General features: G+C 63.6%; 10 protein-coding genes and 1 pseudogene. 6 read left to right on the plus strand and 5 right to left on the minus strand.

All coding sequences use genetic code 11. The annotated features are described in order from the left end of the window. Positions 1-17: 17 nt before the first annotated feature. Both KOL93_RS15385 and KOL93_RS15390 read left to right on the plus strand, forming a co-directional pair. Positions 18-3,227, plus strand: coding sequence for a DEAD/DEAH box helicase (locus KOL93_RS15385; RefSeq protein WP_221586300.1), 3,210 nt, complete (start codon positions 18-20; stop codon positions 3,225-3,227). Between the two features lie 246 nt (positions 3,228-3,473). After that, entirely contained in the window at positions 3,474-8,456 is a 4,983-nt protein-coding gene (locus KOL93_RS15390; RefSeq protein WP_221586301.1) for a P-loop NTPase family protein, read from the plus strand. Positions 8,457-9,522: 1,066 nt separating this feature from the next. On the opposite strand, the gene KOL93_RS15395 is transcribed toward KOL93_RS15390, so the two are convergent. The 3 genes and pseudogenes from KOL93_RS15395 to KOL93_RS15400 form a co-directional block, all read right to left on the minus strand. Continuing rightward, the gene (locus KOL93_RS15395) at positions 9,523-10,770 is read right to left on the minus strand and encodes a hypothetical protein (RefSeq protein WP_260406653.1); all 1,248 of its coding nucleotides are present in this window, start codon (positions 10,768-10,770) and stop codon (positions 9,523-9,525) included. Between the two features lie 192 nt (positions 10,771-10,962). Beyond that, a pseudogene (locus tag KOL93_RS16445) lies at positions 10,963-11,103 on the minus strand (SEC-C metal-binding domain-containing protein); the annotation flags it as partial. Positions 11,104-11,658: 555 nt separating this feature from the next. After that, complete coding sequence (locus tag KOL93_RS15400) at positions 11,659-12,591, minus strand: aldo/keto reductase (RefSeq protein ID WP_221586303.1); 933 nt, start codon at positions 12,589-12,591, stop codon at positions 11,659-11,661. A 104-nt stretch (positions 12,592-12,695) separates the two neighbouring features. Between KOL93_RS15400 and KOL93_RS15405 the strand changes: the two genes are divergently transcribed. The 4 genes from KOL93_RS15405 (at position 12,696) to KOL93_RS15420 (ending at position 14,643) form a co-directional block, all read left to right on the plus strand. After that, positions 12,696-13,358 carry a helix-turn-helix domain-containing protein gene (locus tag KOL93_RS15405; RefSeq protein WP_221586304.1) on the plus strand — a complete coding sequence of 221 codons (663 nt, stop codon included), beginning with the start codon at positions 12,696-12,698 and terminating at the stop codon, positions 13,356-13,358. 98 nt (positions 13,359-13,456) lie between these two features. After that, positions 13,457-13,849: an SHOCT domain-containing protein gene (locus KOL93_RS15410; RefSeq protein WP_221586305.1), complete on the plus strand. Its 393-nt coding sequence runs from the start codon at positions 13,457-13,459 to the stop codon at positions 13,847-13,849. Between the two features lie 23 nt (positions 13,850-13,872). Next, positions 13,873-14,295, plus strand: coding sequence for a DUF6325 family protein (locus KOL93_RS15415; RefSeq protein WP_221586306.1), 423 nt, complete (start codon positions 13,873-13,875; stop codon positions 14,293-14,295). A 24-nt stretch (positions 14,296-14,319) separates the two neighbouring features. Beyond that, a complete protein-coding gene (locus KOL93_RS15420; RefSeq protein WP_221586307.1) occupies positions 14,320-14,643 on the plus strand; it encodes a hypothetical protein in 324 nt (107 codons plus the stop codon). 47 nt (positions 14,644-14,690) lie between these two features. Here KOL93_RS15420 and KOL93_RS15425 read toward each other — a convergent pair whose 3' ends face one another. Beyond that, entirely contained in the window at positions 14,691-17,381 is a 2,691-nt protein-coding gene (locus KOL93_RS15425) for a LuxR C-terminal-related transcriptional regulator (RefSeq protein WP_308291661.1), read from the minus strand. After that, positions 17,360-19,030: a SulP family inorganic anion transporter gene (locus tag KOL93_RS15430; RefSeq protein WP_221586309.1), complete on the minus strand. Its 1,671-nt coding sequence runs from the start codon at positions 19,028-19,030 to the stop codon at positions 17,360-17,362. The genes KOL93_RS15425 and KOL93_RS15430 overlap by 22 nt, the downstream gene beginning before the upstream one ends. Positions 19,031-19,165: the final 135 nt, after the last annotated feature.

Raw genomic sequence — 19,165 nt, forward strand, 5'->3', positions numbered from 1 at the left:
GCCGTAGCCAACGGGCGATGGCATCACTGGCCAAAGCGGGTCGGGAGACAGCGATGAGAACCGCATCCGTATGGGCGACGGAAAGCGCTGTCGGCAAGAACATCATCAGACAGTTGTTGGTTCCGGCCCACGACTCACTAATCCTCAGCGAAGACGAAACAGAGACCGCCCGCAGCCAATACGGCGAATGGCCCACGGCTTCACCAGATCAGACTCAACCTGATGGCGGAATAGCTGCCGCACTACCGATCGACAAGGCCGAGGGCGTGATCGAATGGATCGGCGAGAGGGACCCGATCCCTGCAGAGAAGATCCTCGACTCCTTTGAGGGCGCGATAGGGTTCACCGCCTACGACCGACCACACAGCCTGCGCCGTCCACAGATCGGTGCTCTGCACTCCATCCTTGGCTACCAATCATCAGGCCTCACTGAGCCAGGAACCGTGGTCATGCCGACGGGGACCGGCAAGACAGAAACTATGCTCGCGTGGCTGGTCGCGCGACGCCCGGAACGAGTCCTCGTAATCGTTCCCTCGTCCGCGTTACGGGAGCAGCTCGCGTCGAAGTTCGAGACGCTCGGCATTCTTCAACAGGAAGGAATAGTCGGCCCAGGTGCGCTCAGACCACGAGTGGGACGAGTCTCTGGCCGATTCGACAGCGAAGAAGATGCCGCCAGCTTCGCAGCTGCCTGCAACGTTGTCATTGCGACTCCCAGCGCTATCAACGCCTCAAGCGAATCGGTACGCCGGGCCTTCTTCGCGGGGTTCACGCATCTTCTGGTCGATGAAGCACACCACGCTCCAGCTCGCACCTGGACCGAAATCATCCGCGCCTTCGCTGACCGCCCTGTTCTTTTGTTCACTGCGACTCCCTATCGGCGTGACGGACGCACGCTGCCGGGACGTGTGATCTTCCGCTTTCCGCTACGAGAGGCGCAACGAGAGGGCTACTTCAGCAAAATCGACTTCACTGCCGTCCTCGATCTCGATGACGACGACGAGGCACTCGCTAAGGCCGCGATCGCCCGACTACGAAGTGACCTGGCCGCAGGACATGAACACCTCCTGCTAGCACGTGTCGACACGAAGTCGAGAGCTGACGAAGTCCATGCGTTGTATTCGCGGCTAGCACCGGACCTCGCTCCGAAAGTGATCTATGACTCGCTTGGAGTAAGAGATCGAACCGCAGCTATACGAGCGATGCGCAACCGTTCCAGCCGCGTGATCGTGTGCGTCGATATGCTCGGCGAGGGCTTCGATCTGCCGACACTTAAAGTCGGCGCGTTCCATGATGCGCACCAGTCTCTGAGCCCTATGGTCCAGCTCATCGGGCGGTTGGCAAGGACATCGTCTCCAGTTCCGATCGGCGAAGCGAGCGTCTTTATACGCCAAGACCCTAAACAAGCACTCTCTCCACTCCGGTTCCTCCTCCGAGAAGACCCGGATTGGAACAAGGTCCTCAGTGACATCACCGAGCGTGCGACCGAACAAGCTGATGAACTCAGCGACTTTGAAGCGTCGTTCATCGAGACACCGCCCGATGTTCCCGTCGGCCTCTTGGAGCCAAAAATGAGCGCGCGAGCGTTCAAGGCCACAAACTTGGATTGGGATCCACTCGCGGCGCGGCGCATTTATGGAGACAAAGTCTTGGACGGACTTGTCAGCGTCAACCAAGACAACAGCATCGCATGGTTCGTAATCGAATCGATCACTGACCTTAGATGGGGCGATATTCCTTCCATCCGTGCCACTGACTACGCACTCATCGTCCTGTTCCTCGATCGGTCTCAGGGCCTACTCTATGTTCACTCATCTGACACGAAGCACGGCCTGGATGACCTCGTGGAGGCGGTTCTTGGGCACGATCCCATACCAGTCAACGGATTTGACACGTTCAAGGTGTTCGCTGGACTCGACCGTCTCGTGCCAACGAACATTGGCCTACTAGACGCCCGGGATCGCGATAAGCGGTTCTCGATGCACGTCGGAAGCAACGTCGAGACAGCGCTGACGGAGGCAGAGCAGAGCAACAAGACCAACACCCACGTCGCTGCCAAGGCATTCCAGGACGGCGAACGAGTCACCATATCCGCGGCACTTTCGGGCAGATTCTGGTCGATGAGGGCTGCATCCAACCTCGTTGAGTGGCGTCGTTGGTGTCACGACCGAGGTACGAAACTTCGCGATAGCTCCGTTGACGTCCGCTCTCTGTTCCGCGAGATGATCATCCCGATCGACGTGAAGGAAAGGCCTCCTCACCCGTTCCTGGCGGTCGAATGGCCGTGGGATCTGTATCTCGGGGCAGGTACTTCGTCGCGCGTCGTGTACGACGGCTCGGGCGTTCTTCTTACCGACGCGGATTTGAGAGTGGACGACTACGGCACCGTCGGTCATCTTCTCTTCTCGGTAGTCACCCCAAACTGGGAACTCGCGTACGAAGGACGGTTCAGCGAGAGAGGTATTCACTACCGCGCAGTAGCCGACGATGCCACGGTCGAAGCCGGACGCGGGACCAGTTCACCACTGTCTACGTGGTTGAACAACCACAAGCCGACGCTGCTGCTCTCTGGTGATCGGCTGATTACGGGAGATGACCGGCTTCTTGAACCGCGCACCGAACTCGCCCCATACCCCCGGGAGAACTTGCGCACTCTCGACTGGGCAGCAGGTGGCGTGAACATCACGGTCGAGTCGCAAGGCCGTGAGCGCAGACAAGACTCGATCCAGGCATTCATGGCCCGACACCTCTCGGAGAACCAGGCCTTCGATATCCTCATCGACGACGACCGATCTGGTGAGGCGGCCGACCTCGTTGGGCTCCGAGTTGAGGGCGGGAATCTTCACGTCACCCTCGTGCATTGCAAGTATTCATCGAGACCAGAACCCGGATCGCGACTTGCCGATCTCTACGAAGTGTGCGGGCAAGCGATGCGAGGAGCTCGGTGGCGAGACAAGGCCGCACTGCCGCTTCTCGAACACCTTGATCAGCGGGCCGGCGGATACGCACGCAGCTTCGGCGGTTCGGCTTTCGAGATCGGCGATCGAGAGGTGCTGTTCAAGGTCAGACAGCAAGCGCCGTTGCTGTTCCCACGCTTCACGACGATCATCGCCCAGCCTGGTCTGAGCATCGAGGCCGCAGGCGCCGAGCAGCTTCGACTCCTCGCGGGTGCCGCTTCATATGTTCAAGCGGTCACCAAAGGCGGATTCGAAGTGTATGGATCGCGATGAGACTTCGAGGCTCTCAACGGATTGCCGTAGGAGAAGGGCTTTCGACAAGTTCTTCGTTGTCAACAGGCGACGTATGGTACGACGCCCGCTACGAGGAAACGCGTACGCCGATCCGTTCTCTCGATTTGGTGCGCCCCGAAGGCGGGAAAATTTGTCGAGTTCGCCGATGGTTGGTGGTCATCGCTCGTGAGGGATCGTGGTTGGGTAAAGCCGTCGGCAACTTGTTCGACCGGGGAGAGCTAGAGCATGGGTGCCGATGACGTGAACGCGCGCGAGAAGGAGATCGCGGTCGTCAATCCTTACGCCGGTGGTGGTGGTGGGACTGTCCTTGCTCACCGAATCGCAACTAGCTACCTCGCCGACGTGCTGCTGGGGGCGGGGCGACCTGAGACTGACGAGCTTCCTGTCGTCAGAGTCGCGTTCCAGACGAGTCCAACCGACCCCGTCGATGATCTACGGGTAGAGGCCGAACGCAATGGAGAAACGGTCGTCGTCCATATCGCGGCTCGACGTGCCCCCCAGTTCACCCGCAGCCATTCGAAGACCGCCAAGCTGGTCAGAACCCTCATTGATCAGGTCGAGAGGTTGGGGGAGGACGAGCGTGCATACGTCGCGGTCGCCGTCGCAACGGTGGCCTCTTCGACGAAGGAAGTTCAGCTCCTCGCTTCCCTTGCACGAAATAGTGCGACCGAGGCAGACTTCTACTCACAGGTCCACACGCCCGAGCGACACTCTGGCTATGCAAAGCGATATGAAAACCTGACCCAGCTAGTAGCGCAGGCGCGGTCGAGAGCTTCTGCCGACGAACTTCGGGGAATCGTCTGGTCACTCCTCAACCGCCTATGGATATTGAGTTTTTGCGTCGAGTCCGACGACGAAACTGACTGGGTAGAAATCGGAAACCGGCTCAATCCGCTCGCCCGGCACGGACAGAAGGGGACCGATGTCCGCGATGCCCTATACTCGGCCGGCTCTACTCAGTTTGATCAGCAAGGCACTGTAGTTGACCGTGCCTTGCTCCGACGCAAGTTCCACTCTGTTCTCGCAGCAGACGCCGGCCGATCTAAGGATGCGTGGGCGCAGCTCAGCCTGGAACAGGAATCCGCAAGGGTTGCCGTTCGCCACGATCTGGCAGACGGAACCCAACTGCCACGAGCGAAGCTACAGGCGGACATTCAGGCCGCGATCGCTCACGCAGGCAAGACACATGGTGCGCTCCTAGTTACAGGTGAATCCGGGATAGGCAAGAGCGCGGTGACCCTCTCGTCGGCAGCAGCGCTGGCGGACAGCAACAGCGATTTTCAGTGCGTAGTGCTCAATTTGCGACGGACCCGCGACAGCGTTGCGGTACTGTCGGCGGATCTCGGAATGTCTCTTACTGACGTACTCGGGGAGATGTCTGCACCTGATCGCGTCCTCATCATTGACGCCGCCGATGCCGCCAATGAAGGGCGTGCACCACTCCTCCGAGAACTTGCGGCAGCGACACATGCAGCAGGAGTCGGAATCGTGCTCGTCGCCGCCGACACGGCGGTCAGCGAAGCCTCCAACACGCTCCACGGCATATACCCCGACCCACAGCGATTCGAAGTGCCTGGACTCGATGACAACGAGCTTCGCGCCGTGGGAACCAAGGTGCCAGCGATCGCAGGTGCCCTGCGGAACATCCCCACCAAATCGCTGTTTCGGCGACTGGCGATCATTGACCTCTTGGCGCGTACCGGTTCCGCAGTCACCAAGCCGCTGGCCGACTGGGACTGTCTCGAGCTGATTTGGCAGGACCTCATAGGCCGTGCAGTGGGTCAAAGCTCGGCGGCAGCGAGAACCGCAACTCTCTTGTCAATGAGCGAGTCAGCACTCGGCCTTCCGAACCCCGAAAAGGCCTACTCAGGCGCCGACTACGCAGCGCTCGACTCTCTCCGGGCAGATCGGCTGGTCGCGCCAGCGAATCTAAGAAGGCCCGCGCCGGAGTTTGCCCATGACGAGGTCCGTCGCTTCGCAACCGCTGTCTGTCTAGTGCAGGCCCCTTCCCTGAGCGGAACTCTGAAGACATCCGGACCAGCGCGATGGTCGATGTCTGCCGCGAAGCTCGCATGCGAGGGCAGGCTCTCTGGCGCAAACGATCCCCATGCTGAACTCGCGATACAGATCGCCGATTTTGACGCTCTTGGAGAGGAAGCCAGCGTCCGCTGGAAGGACGTGCCGCTCGAAGCGGTACTTGAGATGCCGAACTCCTATGCTCTTCTCCGCCGCATGATCGACGAATCCGGCACAGATACGCAGAACGTTCTCGCGAACATTGTCCGAGTCGTTTCGCTGCATCAGCGACATGACAACATGATCGACGTCCTACGAGGTGAGCCGGTTGTGCGCTTGCTCGTTGAGGAAACAGAGCAACTGTGGCACCGTGATAACGAGACCTACCGTTTGGTGTCAGACTGGCTCAAATCCTCCCTACTGGAACAGTTGTCTGCCGGCAACTCCACTCGTCTCGCGCTTCGCAGAGTCCTGCTCGACCATTGGCATAAGCATTACCCGCAGGCTGACCGGTCGAGCGCGGCACAGGAGCTTGAAGGCGACGCTGTGTTTAACGTCTTCCAAGGTCATACAACAATGAGAAGGCGCCGGAGCAAGCTGAACTGGCAGATCACCGAAGAGCGCTTCGTTGAGCTGCTGGCTCTCCTTGGCCCTGACATCAACGACGAAACACGTGCATGCCTCCTGGAGGTAGCAGCCGAGTCCCCATCGCGCCTTCAACCCGCTGTCGACTTCTCCTGGAGTGCCTGGGGGCTTGGGATGCACGATCCTCAGCTTCTCCTCACCCTCACTGAGTCCTACTACATCGATCACGAGGGCAGTGGCGGGTGGAGACACTGGGACGGCATTCGCGACCACCAACGGCACGGCTCTTACAAACTCAGCAACCACATGTATGGCCCGTTTTGGGTCCTGACTCGGTTCTGCTCACACGTGGATTGGATTCCAGTGGTGAACAGAATGCTCAACCATGCAGCGAACATCCGGTGCCGGACAGAGGATGGATCAGGATCGATCGATCCCGGTTCGAAGGTGACACTAGCGATCGACGGCACCGAACGAACCTACGTCGGCGACGGCAACGTATGGGGCTGGTACCGCGGCAACACAAACGGACCATACCCATGCATGAGTGCACTACAGGCAGTGGAACGATGGGTGGACCACTCGATCCGCGATGGCGCAGCTATTGGTGATGTTGCAACCGCATTGCTGAGCGGATGCGAAAACCTTGCAATTCCCGCGCTCCTCCTGGGGGTCACCATTCGTCACTTGGGTGACGACGCTACGGTACTCGATCGATACCTCGTGGAACCTCTTGTCTGGCAGCTTGACCTGAGCCGCGCCACTCACGAAGCCGTTGGAATCATGCTGGCGGCTGATGATGGAATCATCAATCCGGAACGGCGCAAGTGGCAACTGCGCGATGTCGCTGCTTTTCTTGTGTTGAACGCCGGTGCGGAACGCCGTTCAGAACTAAGGGACCTGGGTCAGCATCTCATAGCGAACTCCGATCGTGCCGGTATCGGTGAGTCAACCGTCATCCGTTGGGCGGCGACACTTGATGCGGACAATATGGAGACTGAGCCTATAGAGGGCGGCCTTCTTGTCTCGTTCAACGAGCCGAAGGCTATTGAAGAAGAGCTTGCTCCGCTACGAGCTGACCTCGGTCGCGGCAGCCTCCTAATCGGGCTTCAGAACAAGTACTGGATTCCTGCACGGGAGCAGAAGGACGGCTGGGAGCCGCCAACGCCGGGTGAGATTGCGGAGGACCTATCAGAGGTCAAAGATCTGTATGAAAATCCACCCGAGTTCGCCGCATACGACCTTCCCCTCGTAGTCGCCCACGTCTCAGCCGCAGCAGTGCGCAGCGCAGCGGCTGGCAACATTGAAGCGTTCGGTGTGAACGCGTCCTTCGCGATCAATTGCACCCTCGGCATTCTCCGGGCGTACGCGGATGCGTCAACAAACGACGTCGACGCGCTTGAGTACGAGGACGACATAGGGACCCGAGGTGCAGCGGCATCAGCGGTGCCGTATCTGCTGCTCTCCGAGCTGACTGAACAACTCGCAATCGCAGGCGTCATCATGGACGATATCGAGACAACAGTGGCGACATTCGGCCAACTCGCGGCGACCGACACTTGCCTCAGTTTCGCACGCTCTTGCGATGCCATCTGGGATCATCCTTGCTCCGGAAGCCCCTGTATCCATACGACTGCCTACAAGTGGGTGCTCGATCTCGCTGCGCTCTGCGAAGTGCCTGACTTTGACGACGAGCTTCAAGAGCCGCTGCCTAGGGAGCCCATCACGGAGAACATCGCAGATCGGGTTTCCGCTGTTGAACCAGGAAGGCTCGACACCTCACGCTTGAGTGCGACGATTCGTGCCGCTGGACACGCCGCCATCTCGAAGGCGTGCATCGCGAAGAGCGCTCAGAGCGATCTCAAGAGGCTTCTGCAGGCTCAAGCGATCGCGATGGTCGTCCAGGAGACGTCCGAAGGCGTCCACTTCATTGACGACCATGGCGCTGAGACTGTGAGCGCAGCCCGAGCATTACTCCAGAACAGATCACTTTCAGACGAGAATCTGTTGCTCTCGTACGTAACAACGCTGATGCCTGCCAGTCAAGTCTTCAGTGCGTTTCTGCGGGATCTGGCAGCCGTGGGAACCGAGAGCCAAGAACTTGCTGATTCAGCTAAAGAGCTGTGGCCCACCTTGTTGGGGCACGTGCTAAACGAACTAGACGCGAACAAAGACCTCTATGGGCGAGACGATACCTTCGGCGGCTATGCCCTTGGACATCTTCTGCCAAGCCATCCGCTCTCAGCCCGGGGCCTGCACGAAGAGTTCGGACGTTCGACTTTCGATTGGGTGCATCCTGAAGTACTGGTGGAGTTCATTCCTCGGTGGCTGCCGCACGCCGCAGGCAGAATGCCAGCGCTACTTGATCTTGTCCGTTTTCTGCGTCGACTCCCCATAGACACCCAACTCGGCGAAGGTCTGAACTGGCTGAGCGATATGTGCTTCTCGCGGCCGGATCGTCAGATCACTTCCTCCGAGGTGCTTGAGGAGTGGCTGGTAAAGGTCAAACACGAAGTTGACGTGCGAGGAAACAGCGCTAGCTGGCTCAACTTCGTCGACCGTCTCGTGTACGCGGGAAACACGGCGCTTGCAGGGTTCTCGCGTTGAATGTCGCGACAGAGCGGCTGCTGTGGTGCGGGCGCTGATGGGCGAGCCTTCGGTGCCGTTATTCATGCCTGTGAAAGTCTCCCGGCGGGGTCCTTCACGGTGCTTCTGCCTCTGTGGAGTCATAGATCGCGCCCACGACCACGACCTGTGTTTCCTCCTGGGGCGTTCGGCGCGATGAGCAGGGGCCCCAGCGCATCTAGGGTTCGTAGTCCCGCGGCGGCAAGTTCCGCGGCCTGCGCGCAGGCGATCTGGAAATGCTGTTCATCGCGCCAACGCGGCGCATCCGTCCAAGTCACACGCCGCTCGTCCTGGTCGTCGAGAGAGTGCGCGTTCCAGATGGCTAGTGGGCCGAAGTGACTGTATTCAGAGAGTTGGCGGTAGACCGGTTCAAGTTGCCCCGCGTCGTCACGAACAGCATGAAACATTGCCTGAAAGCTCTTCTTCGCCGGTCGGCTATCCCCAGGACCTTCCATAAGGAATTTTGCGTAGCCGGGGTTTCGGAGAACGTAGAGGCCGATGGTGATGGTTGTTCACGATCTCTCGTGTAACCCCCTCGTGGAGTCCCCGCATACGTGAGACGAACGACCCGAACAGCATGAACTCCGCGGTGAGTGTAGTTTGCTTCGACATGTGCCTCTTAGCCACCGCCGTATACCCCTGCGGGCAGCCATGAGACGCCCGAGAAATCGCGTTCTCGCGATTGTCCATTCCTGACAGGTCTAGGAGTTGCGGGCCTGACTTAGCCATAGCTAGAGCCTGCTACCAACGGCACGGATTTGATGTACTTGAGCGGCTCGGCTCTGTCACGACTTGCTCGGTGGCCTTGGGACACACGAACCAGTGGGCGCGGTCGTGTCTGCCATCGCTGGACGCACGGCTTCTGGCGGATATGAAGACTCGCCGGCGGAGGCCTGACGGTCGAAGGCACCGAACCACACGTCGATGAGGTTCGCCCAGAAGGGGTGGGTCCTAGTGAGGTGAGCCTTGAACCGTCCGAGGGCCCTTCTCGTGCCTGGTTGGTGTGCCGGAGAGTTCCCATCACCTATGAAGCATCCGCCGCTCGAATCTACTTGCGCTTTCGCTTTGGCATCGTGAAGAGGAATGCTGCCTCGCGGCGCTGGTTCAACCGTTCCCCAATGGCGGGGCTGATGGCCCCGACCAGTCCGAGTGTCGCACCCGCGAAACCTGCCATACCACCCGCTGAACCCACGACTAGACCCATGCCCCCAGCGATGACCGGCACGGTGAGAGCGAGGCTGCGAGACGTTCCCATGCGCTTGTTCAACACTCGCGAAGCTTGTTCGATGTCGGAGGCAGCAGCGCGGATGGAGGAGATCTGCGAACCGAAGTCTGGGGCGCTTTCCATTGCGATGCGCACTCGCACTCGAAGGTCTTCCACTGCGTCTTCAGCCGACAGCATGCGCGCGAGGTCCTTCGCTCCGAGGTTCGCTAGCGAAGGAACGTCTGCCCACAGTGCTGTATTCGCAAGACTGGACCTATTGCTATCTCTGCGCTGGAGCATGCGCGCTTCGAAAGGCGAGGCGGCAACGTACTCCGATCCGAGCACGTCGGCTACTGCTAGCCGCCGCTCCGTGCGCTGGAGATAGTTCGCTAGAGCGGTGTCTGACTCCTTCTTGATCCAAGCTGAATAGTCGTGGTGCGGGTCATAAGACTGGAGCATCCGAAAGCCAATGGATCGGTCAGCCTCAGTGATCGATTCAGGATCCGTACGGCCGTAAAACCACATACCCGGGCTGTGCTCGATGTCATCCACAGCGTTGATGAACAAGACCTCACGGGCGCTTGGTCCTTCCACCACGAGCTGAGACCGGACGAACCGCACCAGGGAGTCGTTAGCGAGAGCAAGTTCGGTCGCGTCGTGGATCATTCTGCCTCCGATGAACTCGGCGACGCTGTCAGGCATTGGAAGCACGTGCCCGCCGCGCAGAAGGTGCTGAAACTCCATTTCCTCGATAGCGAGCGTTCTCACCCTCCGCGCCGTCGGCGTGGATCGAAGCGCGCGGAGCAGACTATCTGGGTAGAGAACATGGTCAGCGAGAAGCATGGTGCGTCCGATGAGATTGTTGACTGCCAGCTCCTCATTCCAGAGGATGGTCCGGCGCGGCATCAGTTGACGGAGCGAGCTTGACGTCTTCCACGCGTCCACCGCAAACGACGCAATCGCTTCGATGTATCTGTCCTTCAGGGGTTCATCGCTTTCGGGGAGCGCAGTGAGTTCGCGCAATAGAGCAACTCGTGTGCGTCCTAACTCCTGAGCCGTCGCTGGGTCATCGTCGGGCGTGGAGGATGCCACAGCTCGGTCGAACGCGGTAGCTCCCAGAGGTCGCTGGGTAGGCCCGTCCGGCGGCAGGGTGAGTGGGGTGCCGGCAGGCATCATCGAAGGGATAGCAGTCCGCGCTAGCTGAACATCCGGACTCAGACTGATGAATTCATCGTCGTCAGGCTTGACAGGCGCTCCTGGTGGATGACGTGGTGCTGCGAATCGCTTGTGGCATAGACGATACGTCTTTCCGGACCCGCACCAACATGGGTCCTGACGGTCGAACGGAGCAAGCGGATTCACCTGCTCAGGATATCCGGCTAAGGAACTAGCCCTCTGCGCCGTCGCGCCGCACGAGGGGGACATGCAACACCTCTCTCGTTTTCGAGAGCCGTCCCGAAGCAAAACGCGTTCTGGCCTTGACCACAGCCTTGCACTTCCCGTGGAGTGGCTGGCTCAGTCCCAAAGCACCCCCGCGATGCGCCAGCCGTTGGTATCGGTGGCCTGGCGGACATCACTGCGTCTGCGCGTGCCGTAGAACGACCGCCACGAGAACCGCGAAAGCAGGCGGACTCTCAGTGATCCCCACGCCATCCGGATCCCGCTCGAACCCGTCAATTTTTCTTGGCACGAGTCCGACACCCGACCCATCAAGAACCCACCTCAATCACCCACCAAGAACCGTCACCAACCGGCTACACTCGGACTAAGCGAACCACCCGGTTCCCTGTAAGCACTAGGGAATCCGCGAGTTCCCGAGACGTTCGGCGGAGACCGGAAATCGACCGGATCCTCCAAGGGGTCGCAGGTTCAAATCCTGTCAGCCCGACCGATAAGCCCTGGTGAGAGTCTCTCTCACCAAGGCTTCCTCGTGTGCGGCGGGCGTCCGCGTGTCAGGCAGCGGATCCGATATCCGCACGCTCAGCGCGATGCGACGACCCCGTCGAGCGCGGTGAGCTCCTCGGCCGTCAGCCGGATCGCCCCGGCAGCAATGTTCTGCTCCACGTGCGCGAGGTCACCGGTGCCCGGGATGGCCAGCACGTTCTCGCCCTGGTGCAGCGTCCACGCGAGACGGATCTGCGTCGGCGTCGCGCCATGGGCGTCGGCGATGGTCGACACCACGTCCGCTCCGGTGTCGTCGGCCTCTGCGCCGGGAACTGAACCCGGCAGCGCGCGGCCCATCGAGAAGAATGGCACGAACGCGATGCGGTGCTCGCGGGCGAGGGCGAGCACATCGTCATCGTCGCGCTCGGTCAGGCCGTAGCGGTTCTGGACGCTCGCGATCGGTGCGGTGTCGAGCGCCTCGGCGAGCTGCCCGGCCGTGACGTTCGAGACGCCGATGCTGCGCAGCAGGCCGGCGTCGCGCAGGTCGGACAGCGCGCCGACGTGATCGGCGATCGATCCGGGCTCCTTGCCCATCCCCGATCCCCAGCGCAGGTTCACCAGACCCAGCGCATCGACTCCGAGCTGCCGGACGTTCTCTTCGACTTGCTCGCGCAGCTGGTCCGGCCGTGCGTAGGGCTCGAACTCGAATGCTCCGGAACGGGGACGCGACGGGCCGACCTTCGTGGCGATGAGGACGTTGTCCGGGTACGGCGACAGGGCGGTGCTGATGATCTCGTTGGCGGCGCGGGTCGGGACGAAGTAGAAGGCGGCCGTGTCGATATGGGTCACGTCGAGTTCGACGGCACGGCGCACGACGGCGATGGCGGTGTCGCGGTCGCGCGGCTGCGCGTCCCACGGCATACCCGTCAGTCGCATCGCGCCGAAGCCGATCCGGTTGACGGCGACATCGCCGAGCGTCCAGGTGCCGGAGTCGCGGGCGGTGATGGTGGGTGAGGTCTGTGCGGTCATGCGGCTACTCTGCTCAGAACCCAGGGGAATCTCTCCGTCTGGCAGGTTGTTGCCACCGGATGCCGGATCACACGGGTCACGAGCAGGGTGGAGGCATGCAGACCATGACGCGAACTGGAGAAGCCGTCACCGTCGTCCGCGGCGAACGGGAGGTGTTCCGCCGCACGGCGCATCTGTTCGAGTCGGCGACCGAGATCACGTGCGCCGCGAACGATCTCGCCGGCTGGGGCTGGCGGCACGGCACCGATGGCGGCAACGCGTTCGCTCACACCCCGACGCGTGATTCGCGCGTGCGCAAGCTGTACCGCAGCAGCGCCCTGCTCGAGCCGGGCTGGGATCAGCGGATGTCGCTCATCCGCGATCTGCCGGGCGACGTGGGTGTGCGTGTGACGACCGAAGAGCTCAACGAGACGATCATCCTCGACGGGCGCGTCGCCATCCTCGGCGGTGGGCGACGCGCAGGGGAGCGGACGTACAGCATCCTGACTCTGCCGGACACGGTGCAGGGCGTGCAGTCGCTGTTCGAATCGGCCTGGCGCTCGTCCACCGAACTCGACACCTACGACGCGGAGGTCGCGGAGATCCGGATGCTCGCGCCGCGCGTGCTGGATCTGCTCGTCCAAGGCGTGAAGGACGAGGCGGCGGCGCGCGCGCTCGGGATGAGCGTGCGCACGTATCGGCGCCGGGTCGCGGACCTCATGGCGGCGCTCGGCGCCGAGTCGCGGTTCCAAGCGGGGGTGCGTGCGCGCGAGCTCGGTCTCGTCTGACGCGCACCCCTCACCCCTCCCGGATGAGTCCTGCCGTGCGCGGGTGAGCCGCAGTGTCACGATGCACTCGCCGCAATCGTTCGAAGGAAGGCAGCTACATGTCATTTTGGGAATCCTTCTGGGACATCATCTGGTGGATGTTCTGGATCTACGTGTTCATCGCCTACCTCATGGCGCTCTTCTCGGTGCTCATCGACGTCATCCGAGACCACTCGCTCAAGGGCTGGGCGAAGGCGATCTGGATCGTCTTCCTCGTCTTCGTGCCATTCCTCACGGTGCTCGTTTACCTGATCGCACGCGGCAGCGGTATGGGTGAGCGCTCCTCGAAGGCCTTCCGCGCCGAGCGCGAGGCTTCCGAGTCCTACATCCGCGACGTCGCGGGGACGAAGCCGGATCCGGCCCAGCAGATCGAGAAGGCCTCTCAGCTTCTCGCCTCGGGCGCGATCACCGAGGCGGAGTTCGCACAGCTCAAGGCCAAGGCACTGGCGTAAGCAACGGGCGAGATGGGATCGAGATGAAGCCTTTCACCCTCGGACCCATCGAGCTGACCATCGTCGCCCTGGAATCCGAGCGCCCGCCGCTCGGATTCCTGGCGTCGTTGGCGGCACAGGTCGAGGCGGGCACCGTCCGGCTGGTCGACCTCGTCGTCATCGACAAAGCGTTGGACGGCGGCGTGACGATCAGCGAAGTCGACCTCGACGAGCTGGGTCTCGTCGGGCTCGGCCTCAGCGCTCGAGGTCTGGCCGGCTACGACGATCTCCGCGTCCTCGCCGACCGGGTGCCGCCCGGGATCCGAGCCGCGATCATCGCGTTCGAGCTCACCTGGGCACGCGCTCTGGACGAGCAGCTCGCGCAGTCGGGCGCCGTCGTCATCGGCACCGAGCGCATCCCGGCGGTCGTCGCGAACACGATCCTGGACATCTCTGCAGAGGAGTGATGCCATGCGTCGATCGGAACCCGCATGCTGACCGTGAACAGGTCAGGGCGCCCGGGGCTCATCTCCCTCGCCGCTCGCACGACGATCACCGACGCGGCGCCCCCGACGCGCGGCGAGAAGGCGGTGCGCGCAGAGTCGAGCGCCGGCCGCGATCAGATCGCCGGCGATGCCCTGCGGACAGCGGCGCAGGCCGAAGCCGCCGAGCCGCGACTCTGCGCCGCAGGATCGGTGGAGGGTTCGCGCGAGGCGGAGAGCCCCGCGCTCTTGCGCGCATCGGGAGATCCCACGAACAGCGAGGGCGACCGGGCCGAGCCCCGACTGAACGACGGATCCGTCTCGCTGCTCTGACATCGCTCCAGAGCAGGACGCGCTGCCGGTCTCGTTCGCGCGGTCTGTCAGGTGAGCACGCGCAGCGCCTCGCGGCGCGACGTCACGCCGAGCTTGCGATAGATCGCGCGCTGATGGGTCTTCACCGTGTTGATCGAGACCTCGAGGCTCTGCGCGATCTCCGCCATCGTCCTCGTCGTGCGCAGCTGATCGAAGACCGTTCGCTCTCGCTCGGAGAGCGTCTCCAGCGGTGAATTCGCGTCGGGCGGACGCAGGCAGCTCGCGACGAAGTCCTCGTAGCGGGTTCCCCAGGCGAGATGCTCCGTGAGCAGCTGACGCATCTCCAGGTCGCCCTCGCAGAACGGACGACGGACGTTCTCCTTCACCGCGATCTCGAGGGCCTGCTCGCAGTAGCTGTGGGTGAGATCCCGGTTCTCGCGACGACGCTGCACGATCGCCGCGGTGACCAGTGTGCTCGCCTGGATGTACGAGACGCCCGGGTAGCGGGCGAGGCGGCGCAGCATGCGCAGGGCCGTCTGCGGGTCGCCGAAGCGACGGACGATCCCGGCGAGGATCACGGTGACGAGCGGAAGGTCGTCCGTCTCCGCATAGCGGGCGGCGATCGAGAGCGCGCGATCACGCTGTCCGGCCGCCTCTGCGAGCGCCGCCAGAGACACGTGACGAAACGCGGTCCAGGACACTCCGCGTGCGTCGTGACCGGGGAGATCCTGCAGCTCCATCCCGGCCTTCCGACACATCTGCGGATCCTTCGACGCCGCAGCGGCCAGGGTGAACAGCATGCGCGCGATTCCCGCGAACGACTGCTCTCCGCTCCCGCTTCGGATCGCGCGCGACAGCTCGTAGCTGGCGCGCGGCAGGTCGTCGGAGTAGTAGGCGATCAGGCCGGCCGCCGTCGAGGCTCCGCCCCCCGCATACGCGTTCCACGGCCCCTCGTCGTCCGGGTGGTCGCCGAGGGTGTCCAAGACCTGTTCGGCGCGGCGCAGCTGCCCCGTCCAGGCGAGCACGAACGCCAGATGACTGAGCGCCCGTCGATGCAGGACGCGATCGGCGATCGCCTCAGCCTCCTGCGCGGCGGCGGACAGCAGCTGCACGGTGCGCTCGGGGTCGCGGCGGTGACGCATCTCCGACCAGCCCAACATGTAGAGCAGGGCGGCATGATCGCGGACGTTGCCGCTGTCCGCGCCGCGCAGCTGCGCGCGGACGCTCGCACTCGCCTGTGCGAGCTCGGAGCGCCCGTCGACGAGGAACAGCTGCGCGCGCGGCAGATTGAGCGCGTAGACCTGGTCGTCGGCGCGCTCCGCCGCACGGGTCGCGGCGCTGTCGAGCAGAAGCTGCGCGACGTCGCGCGCCCCGGCGATCTCCTGCGCACACGCGCGCACCAGCAGGATCGTCGGATCCTCGGCGTACTCACCCGGCAGCTGCATGCACAGGCGTTCGAGGGCCGCGGATTCACCGCGCACCAGGATTCCCACCCAGTGCCCCTGGATCGAGGCGACGGCGGCCGCGTCATCGCCCGCGCGGAGCCAGTGCGACAGCGCCGTGAGCGGCTCCCGCGGCTCGTAGAACCGAGCCGCGGCTCGATGCAGTCGGGCTCGCTCGCCCGGGTGAGTCGCCTCCAGGATCTCGCGGCAGTGGCGGGTGAAGGTCGAATGCCAGCGATAGACGGGGCCGTGCTCGGTGGCGTACCTGTCGAGGAAGAGCCCCATCCCGACGCAGTTGCGCAGGAGCGCTTCGGCATCGGCGCGTCCGGTGATCTCGGTGGCCAGCTCGACGGTGAGGTCCGAGCAGATCGAGGTGCGCAGCACGAACAGAGCGAGGTCGCGGGGGAGGCTGCCCAGCACGTGATCGCGAATGTAATCGCGCATGAGGTCGTCGTCGTGGCCGGTGGGCGACGTCGGACGCACGCCCGCGAGCTGGAAGACCTGGACGGCGATCGGCCAGCCCTGGGTCTCCTCGAAGATCGTCTGAGGCGTGATCTCACCGGAGGCGCCGGAAAGCAGGCCGGTGATCTCGTCCATGTCGAAGGCGAGCTGATCCGCGCGGATGGAAGCGCGGGGATGGGTGAGGGTCCATCGCGCCAGCGCGAGTTCGACGTAACTGGTGCCCACGATGATGAGGCGCAGCGCCTGCGGGCCGACATCGATCAGCGCTCCCAGAAGCCCGGCGGTGAGCGCCTCGGCGGCGCGATGCGCGTCATCGATGACCAGGTACACCGGCTGCTCGGCCTCGCCCAGGGAGGTGTGCAACGCGTCCAGGGCGCCCGCGGAATCACCGGAGACGGCGTCGAGAGCGAATGCCTCTGCTGAGACGCTCTCGGCCGTGGACCGCGCTAGGGCCTGCAGCGCCTGAAGGATCCCCGCGCTCAGGCGACTCGGATCGGCATCGAACGCACTCAGGGTCAGCCACGCGACGCGATCCGAATGGGCCGAGGCCCAGGCGCTGACCGCCGTCGTCTTCCCGTACCCGCTGGGGGCCGTCACGACCGTCACGCGATCCCTCGCGACCGTCGCGTCGATCAGATCCCGTACGCGCGGCCGATCGACGTGGCCGGCCTGCGGCTGAGGCGGCTGGAACCGCGCCCCACACGCGGCGCGCGACGGGGAGGCAGACGACGACATATCGTCACCGTAGCGTCGCGCGCACGCGAGCGGAAGCATCGCGTTCCGGCACCGGCGCGGCGCCGCGTGACGGCGCCGCTGATGGCGTTCGGTGACGGTCAGCTGTTGTCTTCCACCCATTCACGGGCGTCGGAATACGCGCGTCGGAGGGTCTTGCCGACCCATTCGTCGCCGTGATAGGTGTCGCTCTCGGCGATGTCGGTGATGCCGGCGGCATGGATCTGCTGCAGCACGTGGGGCTCGCTGACGACCAGCTTGAGCAGCGAGTCGGATTCCGCGAGCAGTCGCGCGTATCGCCGGAGCACCTCGATGTGCGCGAGACCGATCCGGTCGGTGCCGCGCAGCCGGATGATCACCACGGAATGCCGGGAGTTCCGGCCGACGGTCGGGAGCTGACGCTCGACCGTCGGAGCGCTCGCGAAGAACAGGCTCCCGTACGGCTGCAGGATCACGACCTCCGACGGAGGGATCACCGGCCGGGGCTCGGTCTCGCGCATGGGGCCGGCCTCCGAAATGCGCACCTCACGGACGCGGACCCGGTTCGACTCCTGGGCGACGAAGAGCACGATTCCCATGCCGACGCCGACGAGCACGGCGAACTGCAGCGGGATCAGCAGCGTGAGCGCGAAGGTCACGGACATCACAGTGGTCTGCAGGGGGCCGGTCTTGATCACCGAGTACACGCGGCCGGGCCGGATGGACCCGATCCCGACGACGATGAGAAGCGCGGCGAGCGCCGGCATCGCGACATAGGCGACGAGATCGGAGGCGACCAGGATCACGAGCGCCATCACCCCGCCGGCGACGAACAGGGCGAGGCGGGTCTTGGCGCCCGCCGCGACGATCAGCGCGGAGGCGGACATCGAGCCGCCGACGGGCATGCCGCGGAACAGCCCCGCGACGATGTTGCCGGCTCCCTGACCGATCACGTCGCGCGAGGCGTCGGGCTGGGAGTGCCCGTCGGCGGAGGGGATGCTGGCGGAGACGCCGGCGCCCTGGACGATGGCGACGAAGGCCAGCGAGCAGGCCGGGACGATCAGGTACAGCACGTCGTCGATCTGCGGCAGCACCGGTGCTGGCAGGCCGCGCGGCACGTCCACGACGTCGCGGAGGAAGGCGACCGGCCTGCTCGTCCAGAGATCGAGCAGGACGCCGCAGACGGATCCGACGATGACGGCCGCGACCAGGCCGAGGCTGCTGAACCGCGTGCGCTGCAGGGCCACGATGATCGCCAGGGTGACGGCGCCCACGATGACCGCGGGGATGCTCCACTGCAGGATGTGCACGAGCGTGTCGATGGTCTTGACGATGCGGTTCGCGCCCTGCGCCTGGTAGCCCGTGAAGTTCGACAGCTGTCCGAGCACGATGTTCACGCCGACGGCCGTGACGAAGCCGGTCATCACGGCGGTCGGTACGAATCTCACGAGCCGCCCGACGCGAAGGAGGCCAGCGATCACCATCGCCACGCCGGCGAGCATCGCGAGCGTGTACAGCGCACGCTCGGGGTCGGCTCTGCTCTGGAGATCGGCATCGGCGACGACCAGGGCCATCGCTCCGGTCGCCTGCACGGCCATGAAGGAGCTCGAGGTGAAGAAGGCGGCGCCGACCATGCCGAACAGGTAGGCGTACAGCCCCGCCAGCGGATTCACGCCGGCCAGCAGACCGGCGGCGAGGCCGTCGGGAACGCTCTCCACGCCGAGCACGGCCCCGGCCGTGAGGTCTTTGCCGAGGGTCTTGCGGGAGAACCACTGTCTGGGGGCGATCCGCATCTGCCTCACGCTACCGCTCTGGCGGCGGCCGTCACGGGCGGTCACCCGTGGCGGGTGACCGCCCCCGGGAACCGTCGGCGGCGCGATTAGTCTTCCTCGCGACAGGCCCCTGCGGCGAAGTGCGATCGAAGGAGC

The organism is Microbacterium salitolerans (assembly GCF_019720895.1).
Lineage (GTDB): Bacteria > Actinomycetota > Actinomycetes > Actinomycetales > Microbacteriaceae > Microbacterium.